Source organism: Pseudomonas sp. S60 (assembly GCF_016647865.1).
Taxonomy (GTDB): Bacteria; Pseudomonadota; Gammaproteobacteria; order Pseudomonadales; family Pseudomonadaceae; genus Aquipseudomonas; species Aquipseudomonas parafulva.
The window spans coordinates 1-17693 of record NZ_JACVVH010000074.1; the positions used below are offsets into that span (position 1 = coordinate 1).

Annotated in this window: 19 protein-coding genes and 1 pseudogene; 12 read left to right on the top strand and 8 right to left on the bottom strand. The window is 63.1% G+C overall.

Annotation, left to right across the window (positions count from 1 at the left end):
* A partial coding sequence (locus tag IAE33_RS24680) for a hypothetical protein (RefSeq protein WP_236407307.1) occupies positions 1 to 195 on the bottom strand: 195 nt, incomplete at its 3' end.
* Between the two features lie 144 nt (positions 196 to 339).
* Here IAE33_RS24680 and urtA point away from each other — a divergent pair.
* The 6 genes from urtA (at position 340) to IAE33_RS23285 (ending at position 6472) form a co-directional block, all read left to right on the top strand.
* Positions 340 to 1605, top strand: coding sequence for an urea ABC transporter substrate-binding protein (gene urtA, locus IAE33_RS23260; RefSeq protein ID WP_201165490.1), 1266 nt, complete (start codon positions 340 to 342; stop codon positions 1603 to 1605).
* A gap of 127 nt (positions 1606 to 1732) precedes the next feature.
* Positions 1733 to 3220 carry an urea ABC transporter permease subunit UrtB gene (gene urtB / locus IAE33_RS23265; RefSeq protein ID WP_028631796.1) on the top strand — a complete coding sequence of 496 codons (1488 nt, stop codon included), beginning with the start codon at positions 1733 to 1735 and terminating at the stop codon, positions 3218 to 3220.
* Positions 3220 to 4299 carry an urea ABC transporter permease subunit UrtC gene (urtC, locus tag IAE33_RS23270; RefSeq protein ID WP_201165491.1) on the top strand — a complete coding sequence of 360 codons (1080 nt, stop codon included), beginning with the start codon at positions 3220 to 3222 and terminating at the stop codon, positions 4297 to 4299. The genes urtB and urtC overlap by 1 nt, the downstream gene beginning before the upstream one ends.
* Complete coding sequence (urtD, locus tag IAE33_RS23275) at positions 4296 to 5153, top strand: urea ABC transporter ATP-binding protein UrtD (protein WP_201165493.1); 858 nt, start codon at positions 4296 to 4298, stop codon at positions 5151 to 5153. The genes urtC and urtD overlap by 4 nt, the downstream gene beginning before the upstream one ends.
* 67 nt (positions 5154 to 5220) lie before the next feature.
* Positions 5221 to 5919, top strand: coding sequence for an urea ABC transporter ATP-binding subunit UrtE (gene urtE, locus IAE33_RS23280; RefSeq protein ID WP_201165494.1), 699 nt, complete (start codon positions 5221 to 5223; stop codon positions 5917 to 5919).
* 31 nt (positions 5920 to 5950) lie between these two features.
* Positions 5951 to 6472: a GNAT family N-acetyltransferase gene (locus IAE33_RS23285; RefSeq protein ID WP_201165495.1), complete on the top strand. Its 522-nt coding sequence runs from the start codon at positions 5951 to 5953 to the stop codon at positions 6470 to 6472.
* On the opposite strand, the gene IAE33_RS23290 is transcribed toward IAE33_RS23285, so the two are convergent.
* Both IAE33_RS23290 and cbpA read right to left on the bottom strand, forming a co-directional pair.
* Positions 6459 to 6764, bottom strand: coding sequence for a chaperone modulator CbpM (locus IAE33_RS23290; protein ID WP_201165496.1), 306 nt, complete (start codon positions 6762 to 6764; stop codon positions 6459 to 6461). The two genes, IAE33_RS23285 and IAE33_RS23290, sit on opposite strands and share 14 nt — an antisense overlap.
* A gap of 2 nt (positions 6765 to 6766) precedes the next feature.
* Positions 6767 to 7726, bottom strand: a complete 960-nt coding sequence (gene cbpA / locus IAE33_RS23295) for a curved DNA-binding protein (RefSeq protein ID WP_201165497.1) — start codon at positions 7724 to 7726, stop codon at positions 6767 to 6769.
* 163 nt (positions 7727 to 7889) lie between these two features.
* Here cbpA and IAE33_RS23300 point away from each other — a divergent pair, with 163 nt between their 5' ends.
* Positions 7890 to 9161, top strand: a complete 1272-nt coding sequence (locus IAE33_RS23300; RefSeq protein WP_201165500.1) for an Hsp70 family protein — start codon at positions 7890 to 7892, stop codon at positions 9159 to 9161.
* Between the two features lie 33 nt (positions 9162 to 9194).
* On the opposite strand, the gene IAE33_RS23305 is transcribed toward IAE33_RS23300, so the two are convergent.
* Entirely contained in the window at positions 9195 to 10202 is a 1008-nt protein-coding gene (locus IAE33_RS23305) for an AI-2E family transporter (RefSeq protein ID WP_028631804.1), read from the bottom strand.
* Between the two features lie 71 nt (positions 10203 to 10273).
* The gene (locus IAE33_RS23310; protein WP_028631805.1) at positions 10274 to 10561 is read right to left on the bottom strand and encodes a PsiF family protein; all 288 of its coding nucleotides are present in this window, start codon (positions 10559 to 10561) and stop codon (positions 10274 to 10276) included.
* 178 nt (positions 10562 to 10739) lie between these two features.
* Here IAE33_RS23310 and osmE point away from each other — a divergent pair, with 178 nt between their 5' ends.
* On the top strand, positions 10740 to 11081 hold the full coding sequence (gene osmE, locus IAE33_RS23315; protein ID WP_028631806.1) for an osmotically-inducible lipoprotein OsmE: 342 nt from the start codon (positions 10740 to 10742) through the stop codon (positions 11079 to 11081).
* 48 nt (positions 11082 to 11129) lie between these two features.
* Positions 11130 to 11660 carry a ferritin-like domain-containing protein gene (locus tag IAE33_RS23320; RefSeq protein WP_201165501.1) on the top strand — a complete coding sequence of 177 codons (531 nt, stop codon included), beginning with the start codon at positions 11130 to 11132 and terminating at the stop codon, positions 11658 to 11660.
* A 97-nt stretch (positions 11661 to 11757) separates the two neighbouring features.
* Here the strand turns inward: IAE33_RS23320 and IAE33_RS23325 are convergent, their stop codons facing one another.
* Together IAE33_RS23325 and IAE33_RS24790 are read right to left on the bottom strand one after the other, a co-directional pair.
* Positions 11758 to 13824 (bottom strand): AsmA family protein, encoded by a 2067-nt coding sequence (locus IAE33_RS23325; protein WP_201165503.1) that lies wholly within the window; start codon positions 13822 to 13824, stop codon positions 11758 to 11760.
* A 140-nt stretch (positions 13825 to 13964) separates the two neighbouring features.
* Positions 13965 to 14096: a hypothetical protein gene (locus IAE33_RS24790; RefSeq protein ID WP_256217453.1), complete on the bottom strand. Its 132-nt coding sequence runs from the start codon at positions 14094 to 14096 to the stop codon at positions 13965 to 13967.
* Between IAE33_RS24790 and IAE33_RS23330 the strand changes: the two are divergent.
* The 3 genes and pseudogenes from IAE33_RS23330 to IAE33_RS23340 all read left to right on the top strand — a co-directional run.
* Positions 14095 to 14349, top strand: a pseudogene (locus IAE33_RS23330) (phage infection protein); the annotation flags it as partial. The gene IAE33_RS24790 and the pseudogene IAE33_RS23330 overlap by 2 nt on opposite strands.
* Positions 14350 to 14487: 138 nt before the next feature.
* A complete protein-coding gene (locus IAE33_RS23335) occupies positions 14488 to 15120 on the top strand; it encodes a TetR family transcriptional regulator (protein WP_028631809.1) in 633 nt (210 codons plus the stop codon).
* 88 nt (positions 15121 to 15208) lie between these two features.
* Positions 15209 to 16306 carry an AGE family epimerase/isomerase gene (locus tag IAE33_RS23340; RefSeq protein ID WP_201165505.1) on the top strand — a complete coding sequence of 366 codons (1098 nt, stop codon included), beginning with the start codon at positions 15209 to 15211 and terminating at the stop codon, positions 16304 to 16306.
* Positions 16307 to 16317: 11 nt separating this feature from the next.
* On the opposite strand, the gene IAE33_RS23345 is transcribed toward IAE33_RS23340, so the two are convergent.
* Positions 16318 to 17085 (bottom strand): SDR family oxidoreductase, encoded by a 768-nt coding sequence (locus tag IAE33_RS23345; RefSeq protein WP_028631811.1) that lies wholly within the window; start codon positions 17083 to 17085, stop codon positions 16318 to 16320.
* Between the last annotated feature and the right edge of the window lie 608 nt (positions 17086 to 17693).

The window sequence follows — 17693 nt, forward strand, 5'->3', positions numbered from 1 at the left end:
CCTCCGCAAGCCCTCCGCTCGGCCTCCTGAAGTCGCAATCTGTGTTGCCTGAGCTATCGCGCGCTTAGAAGCAAAAGCAAAAGCAGTGGCGTACTTCAGTGAGATTGGCTGTTGCCAAAGAAGCAGATCAAGCGATCTCGATTCATCACTTCGAATACAAATCGACAGGCCAGCACCAAGAGCGTGCAGGCGCATCGACCACGCACCAGTCTGTTACGTCAGCCTGCCCAAATAATGCGCTGTAACCCGCCCCAGCCCCACTCCATCACTAGGCACACCCCTTGCAACCCCCCTCCCCGCTTACCCAACACTCAAAAAAAAACGCAGCGGAGAGAGCACATGAAGCGTCGCAGTTTGATCAAGGCCTTTACCCTCAGCGCATCGATCGCCGCCATGGGCCTGAGCTGGACCATCCAGGCCGCCGAAACCATCAAGGTCGGCATTCTCCATTCGCTGTCCGGCACCATGGCCATCTCCGAGACGTCGCTCAAGGACATGGCGCTGATGACCATCGACGAGATCAACGCCAAGGGCGGCGTCAACGGCAAGATGCTGGAGCCCGTGGTGGTAGACCCGGCCTCCAACTGGCCCCTGTTCGCCGAGAAGAGCCGCCAGCTGCTGACCCAGGACAAAGTGGCCGTGGTGTTCGGCTGCTGGACTTCGGTATCGCGTAAATCCGTGCTGCCGGTATTCGAAGAGCTCAATGGCCTGCTGTTCTACCCGGTGCAGTACGAGGGTGAAGAAATGTCCCCCAACGTGTTCTACACCGGCGCGGCGCCCAACCAGCAAGCCATCCCGGCCGTGGAGTACCTGATGAGCGAGGACGGCGGCAGCGCCAAGCGCTTCTACCTGCTGGGCACCGACTACGTCTACCCGCGCACCACCAACAAGATCCTGCGCGCCTTCCTGCACAGCAAGGGCGTGGCCGACAAGGACATCGAGGAGGTATACACCCCGTTCGGCCACAGCGACTACCAGACCATCGTCGCCAACATCAAGAAATTCTCCGCAGGCGGCAAGACCGCGGTCATCTCCACCGTCAACGGCGACTCCAACGTACCGTTCTACAAGGAGCTGGCCAACCAGGGCCTGAAGGCAACCGATGTGCCGGTGGTGGCGTTCTCGGTAGGTGAAGAAGAACTGCGCGGCATCGACACCAAGCCACTGGTAGGCCACCTGGCGGCCTGGAACTACTTCGAGTCGGTGGATAACCCGGTCAACCAGAAGTTCGTTGCCGACTGGAAAGCCTACGCCAAGGCCAAGAAACTGCCCGGCGCCGACAAGGCCGTGACCAACGACCCCATGGAAGCCACCTACGTGGGCATCCACATGTGGGCCCAGGCGGTGGAGAAAGCCAAGTCCACAGATGTGGACAAGGTACGCGAAGCACTGGCCGGCCAGACGTTCCAGGCACCGTCTGGCTTCACCCTGACCATGGACAAGACCAACCACCACCTGCACAAGCCGGTGATGATCGGCGAGATCCAGGACGACGGCCAGTTCAGCGTGGTGTGGGAGACCGAGCAACCCCTGCGTGCGCAGCCCTGGAGCCCGTTCATTCCAGGCAACGAGAAGCGGCCTGATTATGCGGTGAAGAGTAACTGAGGCACTGCGGCCCCAATCGCAGGCAACCCGCGCCCACAGAGACAGCACTGGTTTCAAACCCTTCAATGCCGACGTGAGCGCGGGCTTGCCCGCGATGACTCCAACACCGATTTCCAGGATGGCCCAGATGCTCAGATACCTCCTCATCCTCTTGCTGCTCCTGCCCCTGGCTGCGGAAGCCAGCGAAGGCGAATTCTTTTTTGCCGCCAAGCCCGCCGAGCAGGCCCGCCTGCTCGAAAGCTGGGCCGCACAACCCGACCCTGCGCGCCTGGCCCTGCTGGAAAACCTGCGCCAGGGCCGCATCGCCCAGGACGATACCCGCAAGGTACGCCTGAACAACCGCTTGCGCGGGCTGATCGACAATGCCCTGGCCAGCCATCAACTGCTCAGTGACAACAGCGAAACCCGCCTGGCAGCGGCCAGGCAACTGCAAAAAAGCGCTCAGCCGGCGCAGATGGCCTGGCTGGACCGGCGCTATGCCAACGACCCCGACCCTGCCGTGCACGCCGCGCTCGGCCTGGCCCTGGCCAATCTGCAACTGGGCGCCAGCGAGCCTGGGGTACGCCTGGCCGCCGTGCGCCTGCTAGGCGAAACCGGCGACCCCATGGCCCGCACCCGCCTGGAAGCCTTGCTGCAACCGGATACCGAAGCCGACCCGGCAGTGCGTACCGCCGCCGAAACCAGCCTGGCCCAGGTCAAGCGCAAGCTGCTGATGGGCGAACTGCTGGGCCAGGCGTTCAGCGGCCTGTCGCTGGGTTCGATCCTGCTGCTGGCCGCCCTGGGCCTGGCCATTACCTTTGGCCTGCTGGGGGTCATCAACATGGCCCATGGCGAGATGCTGATGCTCGGCGCCTACAGCACCTACATGGTGCAGGTGCTGGTGCAGCGCTACGCCCCGGGCGCCATCGAGTTCTACCCGCTGATTGCCCTGCCGGTGGCGTTCGCCGTCAGTGCCGGGGTGGGCATGGCCCTGGAGCGCACGGTCATCCGCCACCTGTATGGCCGCCCACTGGAAACACTGCTGGCCACCTGGGGCATCAGCCTGATGCTGATCCAGGCCATCCGCCTGCTGTTCGGGGCGCAGAACGTCGAGGTCAGCAACCCGGGCTGGTTGTCCGGTGGCATCCAACTGCTGCCCAACCTGGTACTGCCCTACAACCGCCTGGTGATCATCGTCTTCGCCCTGGCGGTGGTGCTGCTTACCTGGCTGCTGCTCAACCGCACGCGGCTGGGCCTGAACGTGCGAGCGGTCACCCAGAACCGCAACATGGCCGCCTGCTGCGGGGTGCCCACCGGGCGCATCGACATGCTGGCCTTCGGCCTGGGCTCGGGCATCGCCGGGCTGGGTGGCGTTGCCCTCAGCCAGGTCGGCAACGTGGGCCCGGACCTTGGCCAGAGCTACATCATCGACTCCTTCCTGGTGGTGGTGCTGGGCGGTGTCGGCCAGCTGGCCGGCAGCCTCTGGGCGGCCTTCGGCTTGGGCATTGCCAACAAGCTGCTGGAACCGCAGATAGGCGCGGTACTCGGCAAGATCCTCATCCTTGCGTTGATCATTCTGTTCATCCAGAAACGCCCGCAAGGCCTGTTCGCCCTCAAGGGACGGGTAATCGACTGATGAACCAGCCACTGCTTGTCACCGCTGCGCAAAAAGCCGGGCCACGCCTGTCGCTGGCTGCCGGCTGCGCCGCCACACTGGTGCTGGTAGCACTGCCGCTGCTGTCACTGCTGCCGGCAGACCATGCCCTGCACGTCTCGGCCTACACGCTGACCCTGGTCGGCAAGATCCTCTGCTACGCCATCGTCGCCCTGGCTCTGGACCTGGTGTGGGGCTACGCCGGGTTGCTGTCCCTGGGCCACGGCCTGTTCTTTGCCCTGGGCGGTTACGCCATGGGCATGTACCTGATGCGCCAGGCGGCCGGTGACGGGCTGCCCGGGTTCATGACCTTCCTGTCGTGGACCGAGCTGCCGTGGTACTGGGCCGGCACCCAGCACTTTGCCTGGGCCCTGTGCCTGGTCGTGCTGGCGCCAGGGCTGCTGGCGCTGGCGTTTGGCTGGTTTGCGTTCCGTTCGCGCATCAAGGGTGTGTACTTCTCGATCATGACCCAGGCCCTGACCTTTGCCGGCATGTTGCTGTTCTTTCGCAACGAGACCGGCTTTGGCGGCAACAACGGCTTCACCAGCTTCCGGTCCATCCTGGGCTTCGACATTGCCGCGCCCGGCACCCGTGCAGTGCTGTTCCTGCTCACCGTGGGGCTGCTACTGGCCAGCCTGTACCTGTGCTGGCGGCTGACCCGCAGCAAGTTCGGGCGTTTGCTCACCGCCGTGCGCGATGCCGAGAACCGCATGATGTTCTGCGGCTACGACCCGCGCGGGTTCAAGCTGCTGGTGTGGGTGCTCAGCGCTGTGCTGTGCGGCTTGGCAGGCGCCTTGTACGTTCCGCAGGTGGGCATCATCAACCCCAGCGAGATGTCGCCCACCAACTCCATCGAAGCCGCCGTGTGGGTCGCCCTGGGCGGGCGCGGCACGTTGATAGGCCCGCTGCTCGGCGCCGGCCTGGTCAATGGCATGAAGAGCTGGTTCACCGTGGCCTTCCCGGAGTTCTGGCTGTTCTTCCTGGGCGCGCTGTTCATCCTGGTGACCCTCTACCTGCCCAAAGGGGTGGTCGGGCTGCTGAAGAAAAGGAGCCAGCCATGAGAGGCGTGCCGCCGGTTCACCCGGAATTCATGCTCGAACCCGTCTTCGACCAGCTTGGCGCCGGCCGCGAAGCCATTGGCCTCGGCCACAGCCGCAAAGCCGGCCTGGACACCCGCCACGGCACCGTGCTCAGTCTGGAGGACGTCAGCGTTAGCTTCGATGGCTTCAAGGCGCTGAATGCCCTGAACCTTTACATCGGCGTAGGTGAGCTGCGCTGCATCATCGGCCCGAACGGCGCCGGCAAGACCACCCTGATGGACGTGATCACGGGCAAGACCCGCCCCAATACCGGGACCGCCTACTTTGGCGACACCCTCGACCTGACCCGTATGAGCGAATACCAGATCGCCCAGGCCGGCATCGGCCGCAAGTTCCAGAAGCCTACGGTGTTCGAGGCACTGACGGTGTTCGAAAACCTGGAACTGGCGCTCAAAGCCGACAAATCGGTGTGGGCCAGCCTGGCCGCAAGGCTGAGCGGTGAGCAGCGTGAACGTATCGAGCAGGTGCTCACCACCTTGCGGCTGCTGCCGCTGGCCGGGCGCCAGGCCGGGCTGCTGTCCCACGGGCAGAAGCAGTTTCTGGAGATTGGCATGCTGCTGGTGCAGGAGCCACAGCTGCTGTTGCTGGATGAGCCCGTGGCCGGCATGACCGACGCCGAGACCGAGTTCACCGCCGAACTGTTCAAAGGCCTGGCGGGCAAGCATTCGCTGATGGTGGTGGAGCACGACATGGGGTTTGTCGGCAGCATCGCTGACCACGTGACGGTGTTGCATCAAGGCAGTGTGCTGGCGCAGGGGTCGCTGGAACAGGTGCAGGCGGATGAGCGGGTGGTCGAGGTGTATCTAGGCCGTTAGGGATTGGAACCTGGGCTGGCCCCTCGCGGGCCGGCGCAGGCACTGCAACGTTTCCGGGAATAATCACATGCTCAAGATCGACAGCCTGCACCAGTACTATGGCGGCAGCCACATCCTCCGGGGCCTGAGCTTCGAAGCCAAGGTGGGCGAAGTGACTTGCATGCTGGGGCGCAACGGGGTGGGCAAGACCACCCTGCTGCGCTGCCTGATGGGCCTGGTACCGGCCCGCGAAGGCAGCGTGCAGTGGGAGGGCAAACCGATCACCACGCTCAAGCCCCAGCAACGGGTACAGGCCGGCATCGCCTACGTGCCCCAGGGCCGCGAAATCTTCCCGCGCCTGACCGTGGAGGAAAACCTGTTGATGGGCCTGTCGCGGTTCCCTGCCCGTGAAGCTCGCGAAGCGCCAGCCTTCATCTACGAGCTGTTCCCGGTACTCGAGCAGATGAAACAGCGACGCGGCGGCGACCTGTCCGGTGGCCAGCAGCAACAGCTGGCCATCGGGCGCGCCCTGGCCAGCCGGCCACGGCTGCTGATCCTCGACGAGCCTACCGAAGGTATCCAGCCGTCGGTGATCAAGGAGATAGGCGCCGTGATCCGCCGCCTGGCCCAGCGCGGCGATATGGCAATTTTGCTGGTGGAGCAGTTCTACGACTTTGCCGAAGCACTGGCCGACCAGTACCTGGTCATGGCCCGTGGCGAGATCATCCAGCGTGGCCTTGGCGAAAACATGCCGGCCGAAGGTGTACGCGGGCTGGTAACCATTTAACCTGCACGCAACCCCTTTGCGAGACGCTGTCATGAGTTACCAACTACGCGATGCCCTGCTCAGCGATGTGCCGGGCATTCTCGACATCTACAACGACGCGGTGCGCAACACCACGGCGATCTGGAACGAAACACCCGTAGACCTGGTTAACCGCCAGGCCTGGTTCGCGGCGCGCGCGCAACAGGGCTACCCCATCCTGGTGGCGGTGGACGAAACCGGCGTGCTCGGCTATGCGTCGTTTGGCGACTGGCGCCCGTTCGAAGGGTTTCGCAACACGGTGGAACATTCGGTGTACGTGCGCAGCGACCAGCGCGGCAAGGGCCTGGGGCCTGCGCTGATGACCCTGCTGGTAGAGCGGGCCCGCAGCGTCGGCAAGCATGTGATGGTGGCCGCCATCGAGAGCGGCAACGCAGCCTCGGTGCGCCTGCACGAAAGGCTGGGCTTCGTAACCACCGGGCAGATGCCGCAGGTTGGGGTGAAGTTCGGCCGCTGGCTGGACCTCACCTTCATGCAGTTGCTGTTGAACCCCGGGGCGGCGCCTACATCTGCGTGAACCTGCCCAGGCGCTGGCGCAACATGGTGTTCTCGCTGCGCAGTTGCTGCACCTCCTGCAGCAACTCCAGCGCCAGTGCCACACCCTCCCACTCCAGCTCCAGCTCGTGGTGCAGCTTGACGGCGCGCCTGGCCAGCAACGGCGCCTGATCGTCGAACAGCCAGTCCTCGGGCGTGCGCCCGGACGGTTCCACAATGCCGTGTTCGACAATTTCGATCACACAGTCGGCCGTGACGTCGGCCTCCTGACACAAGGTACGCATGTCCAGTTGAACGATCAGGGTGCTGCTCATGATCACTTACTCCATTGTGCCCTCGGGTTGAACGCGGCCTTTTCGGAAAGCTTGGCCCACAGTTCACGGGTTGACTCGTCGGAAGTGGCCGGCATGACCACCTTGAGCTGCGCATACAGGTTGCCACGCTGGCCTTGTTTGTCGGCCAGGCCCTTGCCCGGCACGCGCAGGCGCTGGCCGCTCTGGCTGTCGGGGCGGATGGTGAGGTTGATCTTGCCTTCCAGGGTAGGCACCGCCACCTTGGTGCCCAGGGCGGCTTCCCACGGTGCCAGCGGCACGGTGATGATCAGGTCGTGCCCTTCCACATCGAACAGCGGGTGCGGCGCCATGCGAATGGTCAGGAACAGGTCGCCGTTGGCGCCGCCACCACTGCCAGGTGCACCCTGGCCCTTCAGGCGGATGCGCTCGCCGTCGGTAACCCCCGCAGGAATCTTGACGTTCAGGGTTTTGGTGGTGAACCCGGTGCGTTGCCCCATGGCGTTGGTCTGCGGCACCTGGAAGCTGATCTGCTTGGACTCTTTGTTCAGTGTTTCTTCAAGGAATACTGCCAGTTCAAGCTCCACGTCCTGCCCCCGCCTGCCGGCACTGCGCTGCTGTTGCCGGGCGCCGCCGAAGGGGTTGCCACCCCGGCCACCGAACATCGAGCTGAAAAAATCGGAAAAATCGCCCCCTTCGAAGCCGCCACCACCGCCCGCGCCACGGCCTTCCCAGCCGGGCGGCGCCTGGAACGGCCGACCGTGCTGGCCACCGTACTTGCGGATCTCGTCGAATTCGGCGCGCTTCTGGGCGTCGCCTAGTACCTCGTAGGCCTCGTTGGCCTCCTTGAATTTGTCCTCGGCGTCGCGCTCCTTGCTGACGTCAGGGTGATACTTGCGGGCCAGCTTGCGATACGCGGCCTTGATCGCCTTGTCGTCCGCGGTGGGCTCTACGCCAAGTATCTTGTAGTAGTCTTTGAAGTCCATCTGGGGATCACCAATGTGAATGTGCGTATTGCTACAGAAGATAGGGGTCAAGCATAGCCTTTCAAGACCCGCTTGGGGTTGCGCCATGGCAGACGACCGGCCTTGATTCTCCAGCCAACTGGCATAAACTGCGCGGCCGTTTTACCTCCGGAAGCTCATTCCCATGTCCGACGTAACCCCGGCCCGCGCCCTGGGCATCGACTTTGGCACCTCCAATTCCACGGTTGGCTGGCACCGCCCTGGCCGGGAATCGCTGATTGCCCTGGAAGACGGCAAGATCACCTTGCCGTCCGTGGTGTTCTTCAATATCGAAGAGCGCCGCCCGGTTTACGGCCGCCTGGCGTTGCACGAATACCTGGAAGGCTACGAAGGCCGCCTGATGCGCTCGCTCAAGAGCCTGCTGGGCTCCAAGCTGATCAAGCACGACACCAGCGTGCTGGGCAGCGCACTGCCCTTCAAGGACCTGCTGGGCATGTTCATCGGCGAGCTGAAAAAGCGCGCCGAGGCCGAGGCCGGCCGCGAGTTCGACCAGGTGGTGCTGGGCCGGCCGGTGTTTTTCGTCGACGAAGACCCAGCAGCCGACCAGGAGGCCGAAGACACCCTGGCCGAGGTGGCGCGCAAGCTCGGTTTCAAGGAGGTGTCGTTCCAGTACGAACCCATCGCCGCAGCCTTCGACTATGAGTCTGGCATCAGCCGTGAAGAGCTGGTGCTGATCGTCGACATCGGCGGCGGTACCTCCGACTTCACGCTCATCCGCCTGTCCCCGCAGCGCCACAACGTGGCCGAACGGCAAAACGACATTCTGGCCACTGGCGGCGTGCACATTGGCGGCACCGACTTTGACAAGCAACTGAGCCTGCAGGGCGTGATGCCCCTGTTCGGCTACGGCAGCCGCATGAAGAGCGGCGCGCTGATGCCCACCAGCTACCACCTGAACCTGGCGACCTGGCACACCATCAACGCCCTGTACTCGCAGAAGTCGCAGTTGGCCCTGGGCAGCATGCGCTACGACATCGAAGACACCCTGGGCGTGGACCGCCTGTTCAAGCTGATCGAGGAACGCGCCGGGCACTGGCTGGCCATGGAAGTCGAAGCCAGCAAGATCGAGCTGACCGAACAGCAAAGCCGCCGCGTGGACCTTGGCAGCATCGAGCGGGACCTGGGCGTAGACCTGTCGCGGGTACTGTTCGAAAGCGCCATCGAGGGGCTGCTTGAACGTGTGCGCGGCAGCGTGACCGAACTGCTGGCCAAGGCCGGCGTGAGCGAGACGCAGGTCGACACGGTGTTCTTCACCGGGGGCTCCAGTGGCATACCTGCGCTGCGCAACAGCGTGGCGGCCATGCTGCCCAATGCGCAGCATGTGGAAGGCAACATCTTCGGCAGCATCGGCAGCGGCCTGGCCATCGAGGCCCGCAAGCGCTACGGCGCTGCCTGAGCCCGCGGGGCCTCATGCGCCCCAGGCACCCGCCTACACCAGTTCAGCGCGGCGCAGCTCGCTTTTCAGGTACGCGTAATACACCGGCCCGGCGACCACGCCGGGCAGGCCGAACGCCGCCTCGAACACCAGCATGGCCAGCAGCAGTTCCCAGGCCTTGGCCCTGATCTGCCCACCGACGATCTTGGCATTGAGGAAGTACTCCACCTTGTGGATGACGATCAGGTACACCAGCGCAGCGGCGGCTACCCAGATCGACAACGACAACCCGACGATGGTGATGAGGGTGTTGGACATCAGGTTGCCGATCACCGGCAGCAGGCCCAGCAGGAAGGTCAGTACGATCAGCGTCTTGGTCAGCGGCAGGTGCACGCCGAACAGCGGCAACACCACTGCCAGGAAGATGCCGGTAAACGCTGTGTTGAGCAGCGAGATCTTGATCTGCGCAAATACAATGTTGCGAAACGCCTGTACCAGCAAGCTCAGGCGCTCGAACAACGCCGCAGCCAAAGGCTTGCGCCGGGAAATGTCAGGGATGCGCTGCAACGCCACGATGGCGCCCAGGATCATGCCGATCAGCAGCGTCACGAACATGTGCGCCATGCCCTTGCCGACCAGCTGCAAGTCGCTGAGGTGGCTCTTGATCCAGTCCCCGATGGCCACCTTGAACTCTGCGGCGCTGGCCGGCAGGTAGCCTTCGATGAACGGCGGCAATTGGCCCCGGGCGCGTTCTACCAGCGCCATGAACTTGTCCAGCGAGGCGCCTGGGTTTTCCGCTTCGTGCAGCAAGAAGCTGAAAGCACCGGCAATCAGCAGGGTCAGGGTGGTCACCACCAGCGTGCTCAGTAGCGCCACCGCCAGCCAGCGTGCCCGCTGCCCGGCCATCAACGGCTGCAGGCGCGGGGTAAGCATGTTGACCAGCTCGAATACCAACAGGCCCGCCAACAGGCTGGGCAGCAACTTCAATGGCAACGCCAGCAGCAAACCGGCAAATACGATGATCCAACTGGCCAGGGTGACTTGGCGGGGGGTGAAGGTCATACAGCCTCAACGGCAGACAGCGAAGAAGATCCGCAGTCTGCCAGCGTTATGCCTGCACGCATAGGCGCAGGTCATTTCTTCTTCAGGCAGTCGCTCATGTAGGCCTTGCGCGCATCACCCTTGAGCGTCTTGGCCGTGGCGTCGGCGTTGCAGGTCTTCATTTTTTCCTGCTGGGTCTGCGGTGCCTGCTTCTTCAGGCACGTGCTCATGTACGCCTTGCGCTCATCACCCTTCAACGACTTGGCGCTGGCGTCGGCGTTGCAGGTTTTCATTTTTTCCTGCTGGGCGGTGTTGGCCGCGAAACCTTGGGCGCTGAACAGCACTGCCACCATCAAAAACGGAACGTGTAGCCATTTCATGAAGTGATCTCCTGGGCCCCGCGCCCGATGCACGGTCGACGCAGTGAGTGTAGCCAAGAAATGCCCATCGCCTCCCCCTGCCCGCCCACCTTGCAGGCAATTGGCTAGTGCGATCGAACTCCTGGCGCTGCGCGAGGTTCAAAACTTGCACATACCCTTTTGTGCAAGGAGCGGGACGATGATCAAGCAGACCCTGGCGATTCTACTGGCCAGCGCCACCCTGGCCGCCTGTGGCAGCCGCCCGGAAAACCCGGTGGACTACGTGACCTATCGTGAAGAGCCGCTGGTCAAGCAGGTCGAGCACGGCATGACCATGCAGAAGGTCATCGCCATCGGCGGCAGCCCGTCCAATGTCATCGACCTGCCTAACGGCGGCACCTGCAACGACTACATCCTCAACCGTGATGGCCACCAGCAACCGTACTACGTGCGCTTCGATGCCACCGGCCATGTGGATGCAAAAGGCTTCAAAACCTGCAAACAACGTGAAGAAGACCGCGACGCCGTGCCAGGCGCGTAAGCCTTCCGGGATCACTCCACGACTACCTTGATATTTTCGGAGATAGACATGAGCTCGACTGAAATGACCGACGTACAGACCCTTCGCAAACGCGCCCGTGAGCACGTGGAAAATGGTGCGGTGACGGAAGGCTACAGCGCCGACCGCGAACGCATCATCACCCTGCTGAACGAGTCGCTGGCAACCGAACTGGTCTGCGTGCTGCGCTACAAGCGCCACTACTTCATGGCCTCTGGCGTCAAGGCCAGCGTGGCAGCCGAAGAGTTCCTGGAACATGCCAACCAGGAAGCCGAACACGCTGACAAGCTGGCCGAGCGTATCGTCCAGCTGGGCGGCGAGCCGGACTTCAACCCGGACAACCTGAGCAAGAACTCCCACGCTCAGTACGTTGCAGGCACAACCTTGAAGGAAATGGTGCTGGAAGATCTGGTAGCCGAGCGTATCGCCGTCGATAGCTACCGCGAGATCATCCAGTACATCGGTGACAAGGACCCGACTACCCGTCGCATTTTCGAAGAAATCCTGGCGCAGGAAGAAGAGCATGCCGACGATATGTCGGACCTGCTCGATGGCCTGTGACAGGGGTTGCTGGAACCGAAAGAGGCCGCATTAGCGGCCTCTTTTTTTGGGGTTGAAGTTAGGTACCGGGCGAGCAGAACGCGATCCGAGCTCGCGTTTACCGGCGCCCTTTCACGGCTGCCGGTGCCTTGCCTTCCTTCATTTGCTGCAACAACGGGGTGCACTGGTTGGGGTCATCGCCGCTGCTGGGTGCGATCAGGGCCAGCAGGCCTGCGGCAGGCCCTGCAACCACACCCAGCGCTACCATGCCTGCGCCACGCAGTGCCAGGGGCACGGCCTGTACGCCCGCGCTGGGCTTGGCGAACTTGCCGCGTACGTACAACGGCGAACGCAGGGAGAACAGCCGCAGGCCCTTGGACTCCGGCGTAACCTTGAGGTCCAGGTGCTCGTTGGCGAAATTGGCCGTGCCGTTGATGTAGATGATCGCGTTCTCGGTATCGAAGATGAAGAGCCGCGTACTGGCCAGGCCATCCTTGATGCCCACATCGGCAGCGGCGCAGTTGATCTTCACATCTTCGTCACCGAACAGCTTGTCGACGATGTAATTGCCCACGTTCAAGCCTGCGATTTCCATGAGGCTACGGCTGATGGCGCCATCGTTAATGAGCATGCGCAAGTCGCCGTTGGCTGTACCCAGCAATGCCGCCACGGAATTACCGCGGCCACTGATGTCAGCGTCACCGTTCAGTTCGCCGAAACTGCTCTGCATGGGCGCAAAGGTGGGGAACAGCTGCTTGAGCTTGAAGCCACGCGCCGTCAGCTGGGCGCGGCCCTGCAACGGCACATTGCGGCCATCCAGGCGAATCCTCGAAGCCAGGTTGCCGCCCGCTACGCCAAAGCGCAGCGGTTCCAGGCGCAGCAGGCCATCGTCCAGGATCACGTGGGCCGAGAGGTCGGTGAATGGCAACTGCTCGCTGTGCACGATACGCTTGCCAGCAAAGGTGACGTCGGCATCCATGGCGCGCCAGCGTTCAGTGCGGAACTCCTCCACCGGCAGCACTTTGTCGGTGGGCTGCTTGCTGGCGCCACCACGGGCTTTTTGCTCAGCGTTGGAGTCGGCCCCGATCAGCGGCGCCAGGTCCTTGAACAGCAACTGGTTGGACACCAGCTTGCCCGACAGCTTGGGCCGCGGCTTGCTGCCGACGAAGGCCAGGTCACCATGGATGTCGCTGTCACCGATCTTGCCGTTGAAGCCTTGATACTCGAACGTGGCGCCTTGCGCGGCATGCAGGTTTGCCTTCAGGCGGCCATCGGTGGAATAGGCAGGGGTATCCGGCAGGGTCACACCGGTCAGCGGGTAGAGGTTGCCCAGGCTGGCACCCGACAGCCTCAGGCGCAGGTCCAGTGCGACGAGGTTGCGGGGGTCGGTCAGGGTGCCGGCAAGCACCACATGGGTATCGGCAATCCGCACGTCGGCCTGCAGCGGGAATGGCTGGTTGGCGTCCTGCAGCGCCAGCAACCCGCCGATCTTGCCCGTGCCAGATACTGGCTGGTCTTTGTAACGGCCCTCGGCTTTCAGGCCGAAGGCATAGTCCTGGGCTGCCCCGGCCTTCTCGGCAGCGGCCTTGCCAACGATCTCGCTGAACGGGATAGGCTTGCCCAGCGGGTCGATCTGCACCTTCATGCGGGCCTTCAGGGTCTGGTCGTCGAAGCTGACGTTGCCCTGGTCGAAGCCGATCGCGCCAATGTCCAGCTGCCACTTGGAGGGCGCTTCGTTTTCATCCTTCGGGCCGAAGTCGAACGTCCAGTTGGCGCGGCCATCGGCCAGCCGGGTAAGGCTGGCGGTAGGCTTGGTCAGGTCGATGCGCGGGATGCTGATGCGCTGCGCCAGCAGCGGCAATGGGGCCAGGCGGAACTCGACGCGCTCAAGGCCGACCATCTGCGGCGTCTTCAGCCAATCCGGGTTGCCCAGGGTCAGGTCCTCGGCAACGAAACGCGGCCAAGGTACCCAGGCACGCCAGCCGCCTTCCTCAGGCTCGGTGCGCCAGTGCACGGCAAGGTTGCCATTGATGGCGAACGGCCGATGCAGGGCTTCGGACACTTTCTCGTTGATCAGCGGCTTGACCCGGTTCCAGTCGAACGTGGCGATCACTACCACCAGGATCGCCAGCAGGGTCAGCAGCGTGAGCAGGGTCCAGAGGGTGATTCTGGCGGGACGCGTCATTGCGTGGGTCTCCATGCGCTATGGCGTAAACAGATACAACGGTGATGCTGGTTTATGTGGGACTGACGAAACCCCTCAGGGTTTTATCGATGACGCCATCATAGCCAAGAATTTCCCTCTACCGCTCGCAAAGCAGCCAGCTAGACACCTTGGAACACGCTATCGATACGGTCGATGTTTACCATTACCAGGATGAACTTCTCTCTGGAGGTACGCGGCGTAGCATTGGCTTCGTACCCACTTTCCAGCCCCCAAGAGGAGCACCCGATCATGAAACGCCATCTCCTGACCCTGGCTTTGTCCGTACTTGCAGCCAATGCCTTTGCGCTGCCGGCCACCGAACAGCACCTGACAGCTGAGTCACGCGCCAGCACTGTCGAACACGTGCAGGCTTTAAAGACCGTAGCTGAAGGCGGCTCGGACCGCCTGATCGAGCAACAGGCCCGCGTCGCCGAGGGCGGCTCGGATCGCCTGATCGAGCAACAGGGCCGCGTCGCCGAAGGCGGCTCCGATCGCCTGATCGAAACCCGTCGCGTGAGCTGACCCCATGGCTGACAAGCGCAAACGCTGTCACATGCTCCGCTCCCCCTTGGCCCGGTCCATTGACCGGGCTTCGTTTTTTTAACTAGAGTGCCCAGCCTCACCGTCAAAGAAGCCCGCATCATGTTGCCGCGCGCCGAACAGAAGCTGCAAACCCGCCAGGCCCTGCTGGATGCCGCCTGCCTGCTCATGGAGAGTGGCCGCGGGTTCGGCAGTATCAGCCTGCGTGAAGTGGCCAAGACGGCGGGCATTGTGCCCACCGGTTTCTACCGGCACTTTTCCGATATGGATGCCCTGGGCCTGGCCTTGGTGGCCGAGGTCGACAATACCTTCCGCCAGACCATCCGCCTGGTGCGGCAAAACGAATTCGAACTGGGCGGCATCACCGACGCCTCGGTGCGTATCTTCCTGGACGTGGTCGCCGCCCACCGCGCGCAGTTTCTGTTTCTGGCCCGCGAGCAGTATGGTGGCTCACAGGCCGTACGCCAGGCCATCGCCTGCCTGCGCCAGAACATCAGCGACGACCTGGCCACTGACCTGGCCCGCATGAAGCGCTGGCAGCATCTTGACGGTGCAGCGCTGGCGGTAATGGCTGACCTGGTGGTGAAAACCGTGTTCGCGACCCTGCCCGAGCTGATCGACAGCCCGGGGCCGGGTTATCCACAAGCACTCACGGCCCAGGAAAAGATCACCCAGCAGTTGCGCTTCATTTTCGTGGGCGCTCGCCATTGGCAAGGGCTTGGCAATCCGGGTTGACGGGTGACCTGGGGTGAGGCCTGCACAGGCAACTGCACACCCTACTTCTGCTACCATGGCGCCCTGCCTGACAGCGACGAGCGCGAACATGTCTCACCCCTCTTCTTCCCTGCCCGCCCTGGCCCGTTTCAGCCAACACTTCGCCGAATGCATCGTGCCGCTGTGGCAGGGGCCAGGCTGGAACGCCGACCTGGCCTTGCCGTTTGAGGCGCTGGACGCCAACCACCGTCCGTTGCCCGTGCAGCGTTACCGGGCCATGGCCTGCGCACGCCAGTTGTACCTGTTCAGCAGCCGCATCGGCGAGCCCGGTGCTGCCGAACGGGCGGCGGCGCTGTTCCGCTCGCTGCAAAAGCACTTCCACGATGCTGAGCACGGCGGCTGGTTCTACAGCATCGACGCCCAGGGCAAGCCGCTTGATCGGCGCAAGGACCTGTACACCCACGCCTTCATCGTGTTCGCCTGCGCGCACTATTGGGGCCAGGTCAAGCAGAGCCTCGTCGAATCCACCCTGAACGCCGCGCTCGATATCATTGAGCAGCAATTCGCCCGTGAAGATGGCCTGTACGAAGCCTGCCTGGGTGAAGACTGGGCCGACCTGGGCAGCGGCCCGCTGCAGAACCCGCAGATGCACCTGGCCGAAGCGTTCCTCAACGTGCTGGCAGTGCGTGACGACCACCCCGTTCGCCAGGCGCTGCTGCAGCTGTGCGATGCCCTCGAAGCGCACTTCATCGAACCGGCTCACGGCCTGATGCTGGAAAAGCCACGCGGTGCTGTGGATAACTGGTTCGAGCCGGGGCATCAGTTCGAGTGGTTCTACCTGCTGCACACCTCGCCCCTGCTGCGCGACACGCCCCTGCACGCTTCCATCGACCGGGCCTTCGGCTTTGCCGAGCGGTTCGGGGTAAAAGGGGCTGCGGTGCTGGCCACGCTCGATGTGCACGGCAATGTACTGGACGCTACCCAGCGCATCTGGGCACAGGCTGAATACCTGCGGGCCTTGGCCCTGCGGCCAGGTAGCCAGGCCATGCTCCCTGCCCAGCTAGAGGCGATGGAACGGCAGTTCCTGCATGGCGGCGGGTGGTATGAATGCCGGGACGGCGAGGGGGCAGTAAGCCGGCATGACATGCCGTCTACCACCCCCTACCACCTGGCAACCTGCCTGGAAGGCCTGCAAAGCTTGGCCTAAGCCCTTCGCAGTCAGCCCTTGGCAGAACGGTCGATGGCGAACCCAGCCCAGTCCTGGCTCACCGGCATCAGTTCCAGGCTGTTGATATTGATGTGCGCAGGCTGGTTGAGAATCCAGAAGATGGTCTCGGCAATGTCCTGGGGCTGAATGGGCTCGGCGCCGGCGTAGGTGGCATCGTATTTGGCCTGGTCCCCAGCAAAGCGCACCAGCGAAAACTCGCTCTCGCACAGCCCGGGCTCGATATTGCTCACCCGCACGCCGGTGCCGCGCAGGTCACAGCGCAGGCTGAGGGAAAACTGGCCGACAAACGCCTTGGTGCCGCCATACACGTTGCTGCCAGGGTATGGGTAGTTACCTGCCACCGACCCCACGTTCAGGATCGATGCCCCACGGCCGTGGGCGATCAGGCGTGGCAGCAGCAGGCGTGTGGTGAACATCAGGCCTTTGATATTGGTGTCGACCATGGTCTCCCAGTCGTCCAGGCTGCAGTTTTGCGCCGCATCCACACCCAACGCCAGGCCCGCGTTGTTGACCAGGCCCTGCAGCTTGTCGAAGCCTGCCGGCAGGTTGGCGATGGCCTGCTCCATGGCTTTGCGGTCACGCACGTCCAGTACCAGGCCATGCACCTCGGTCTTGGCGGACAGTTCGGCGCACAGCGCATCAAGGCGGTCCTTGCGCCGACCCGTCAGCACCAGTTTCCAGCCTGCCTCGGCAAAACGTCGGGCAGTGGCCTCGCCAAAGCCGGAGGTGGCGCCAGTGATGAAGACGGTGGATGTCATGCAGTGTTCCTCACGGTAGGAGTGTGGGCAGGGGTGCAGCATGCCCGCGCCACGCACACTCAGCAAGACGTGGTGCAGCTGGTCATTTTTTGTTCATATGCCGCAAACCCTTGCCATTAGCGGGCTAGAGCCAGCTATGCGCACGTTATCCACAAGCCTTTCCCCACTGAATGGGGGCAACTTCTGCCCTGAGCGGAACCCTTTCAGCGTTGTACGGTCCGCGATCGATCCATGGGTGATGGCCCAAGGCTTTCAGCCATGCCGCCTACAGCACTCTGTCCAAGGTTTTTGCACAGACTTATCCACAGCCTTTGCAACAATCCTCAAATCCGCACAGGGCGTTGAAAACACACAGAAATCCATCCACAGCAGGCCATTGATCAAAAAACGATCAAAGCTCTGTAGGCCACGTGTTATGTGGCTTAGGTGAACATGCCACCATGTTTTCCACAGGCGGTTGCACATTATCCGTGGACAACCTTCGGCCTGTGGAAAAGGGAGATGCTGGCGGGATAAAAGGCATTATGGCAAAGGGGGTGCGACAGGTTGTCCACACTGTAGGAGCGAGCGCAGCTCGCGATGCGCCGCGCGGGCGGCGCTCGATCTCA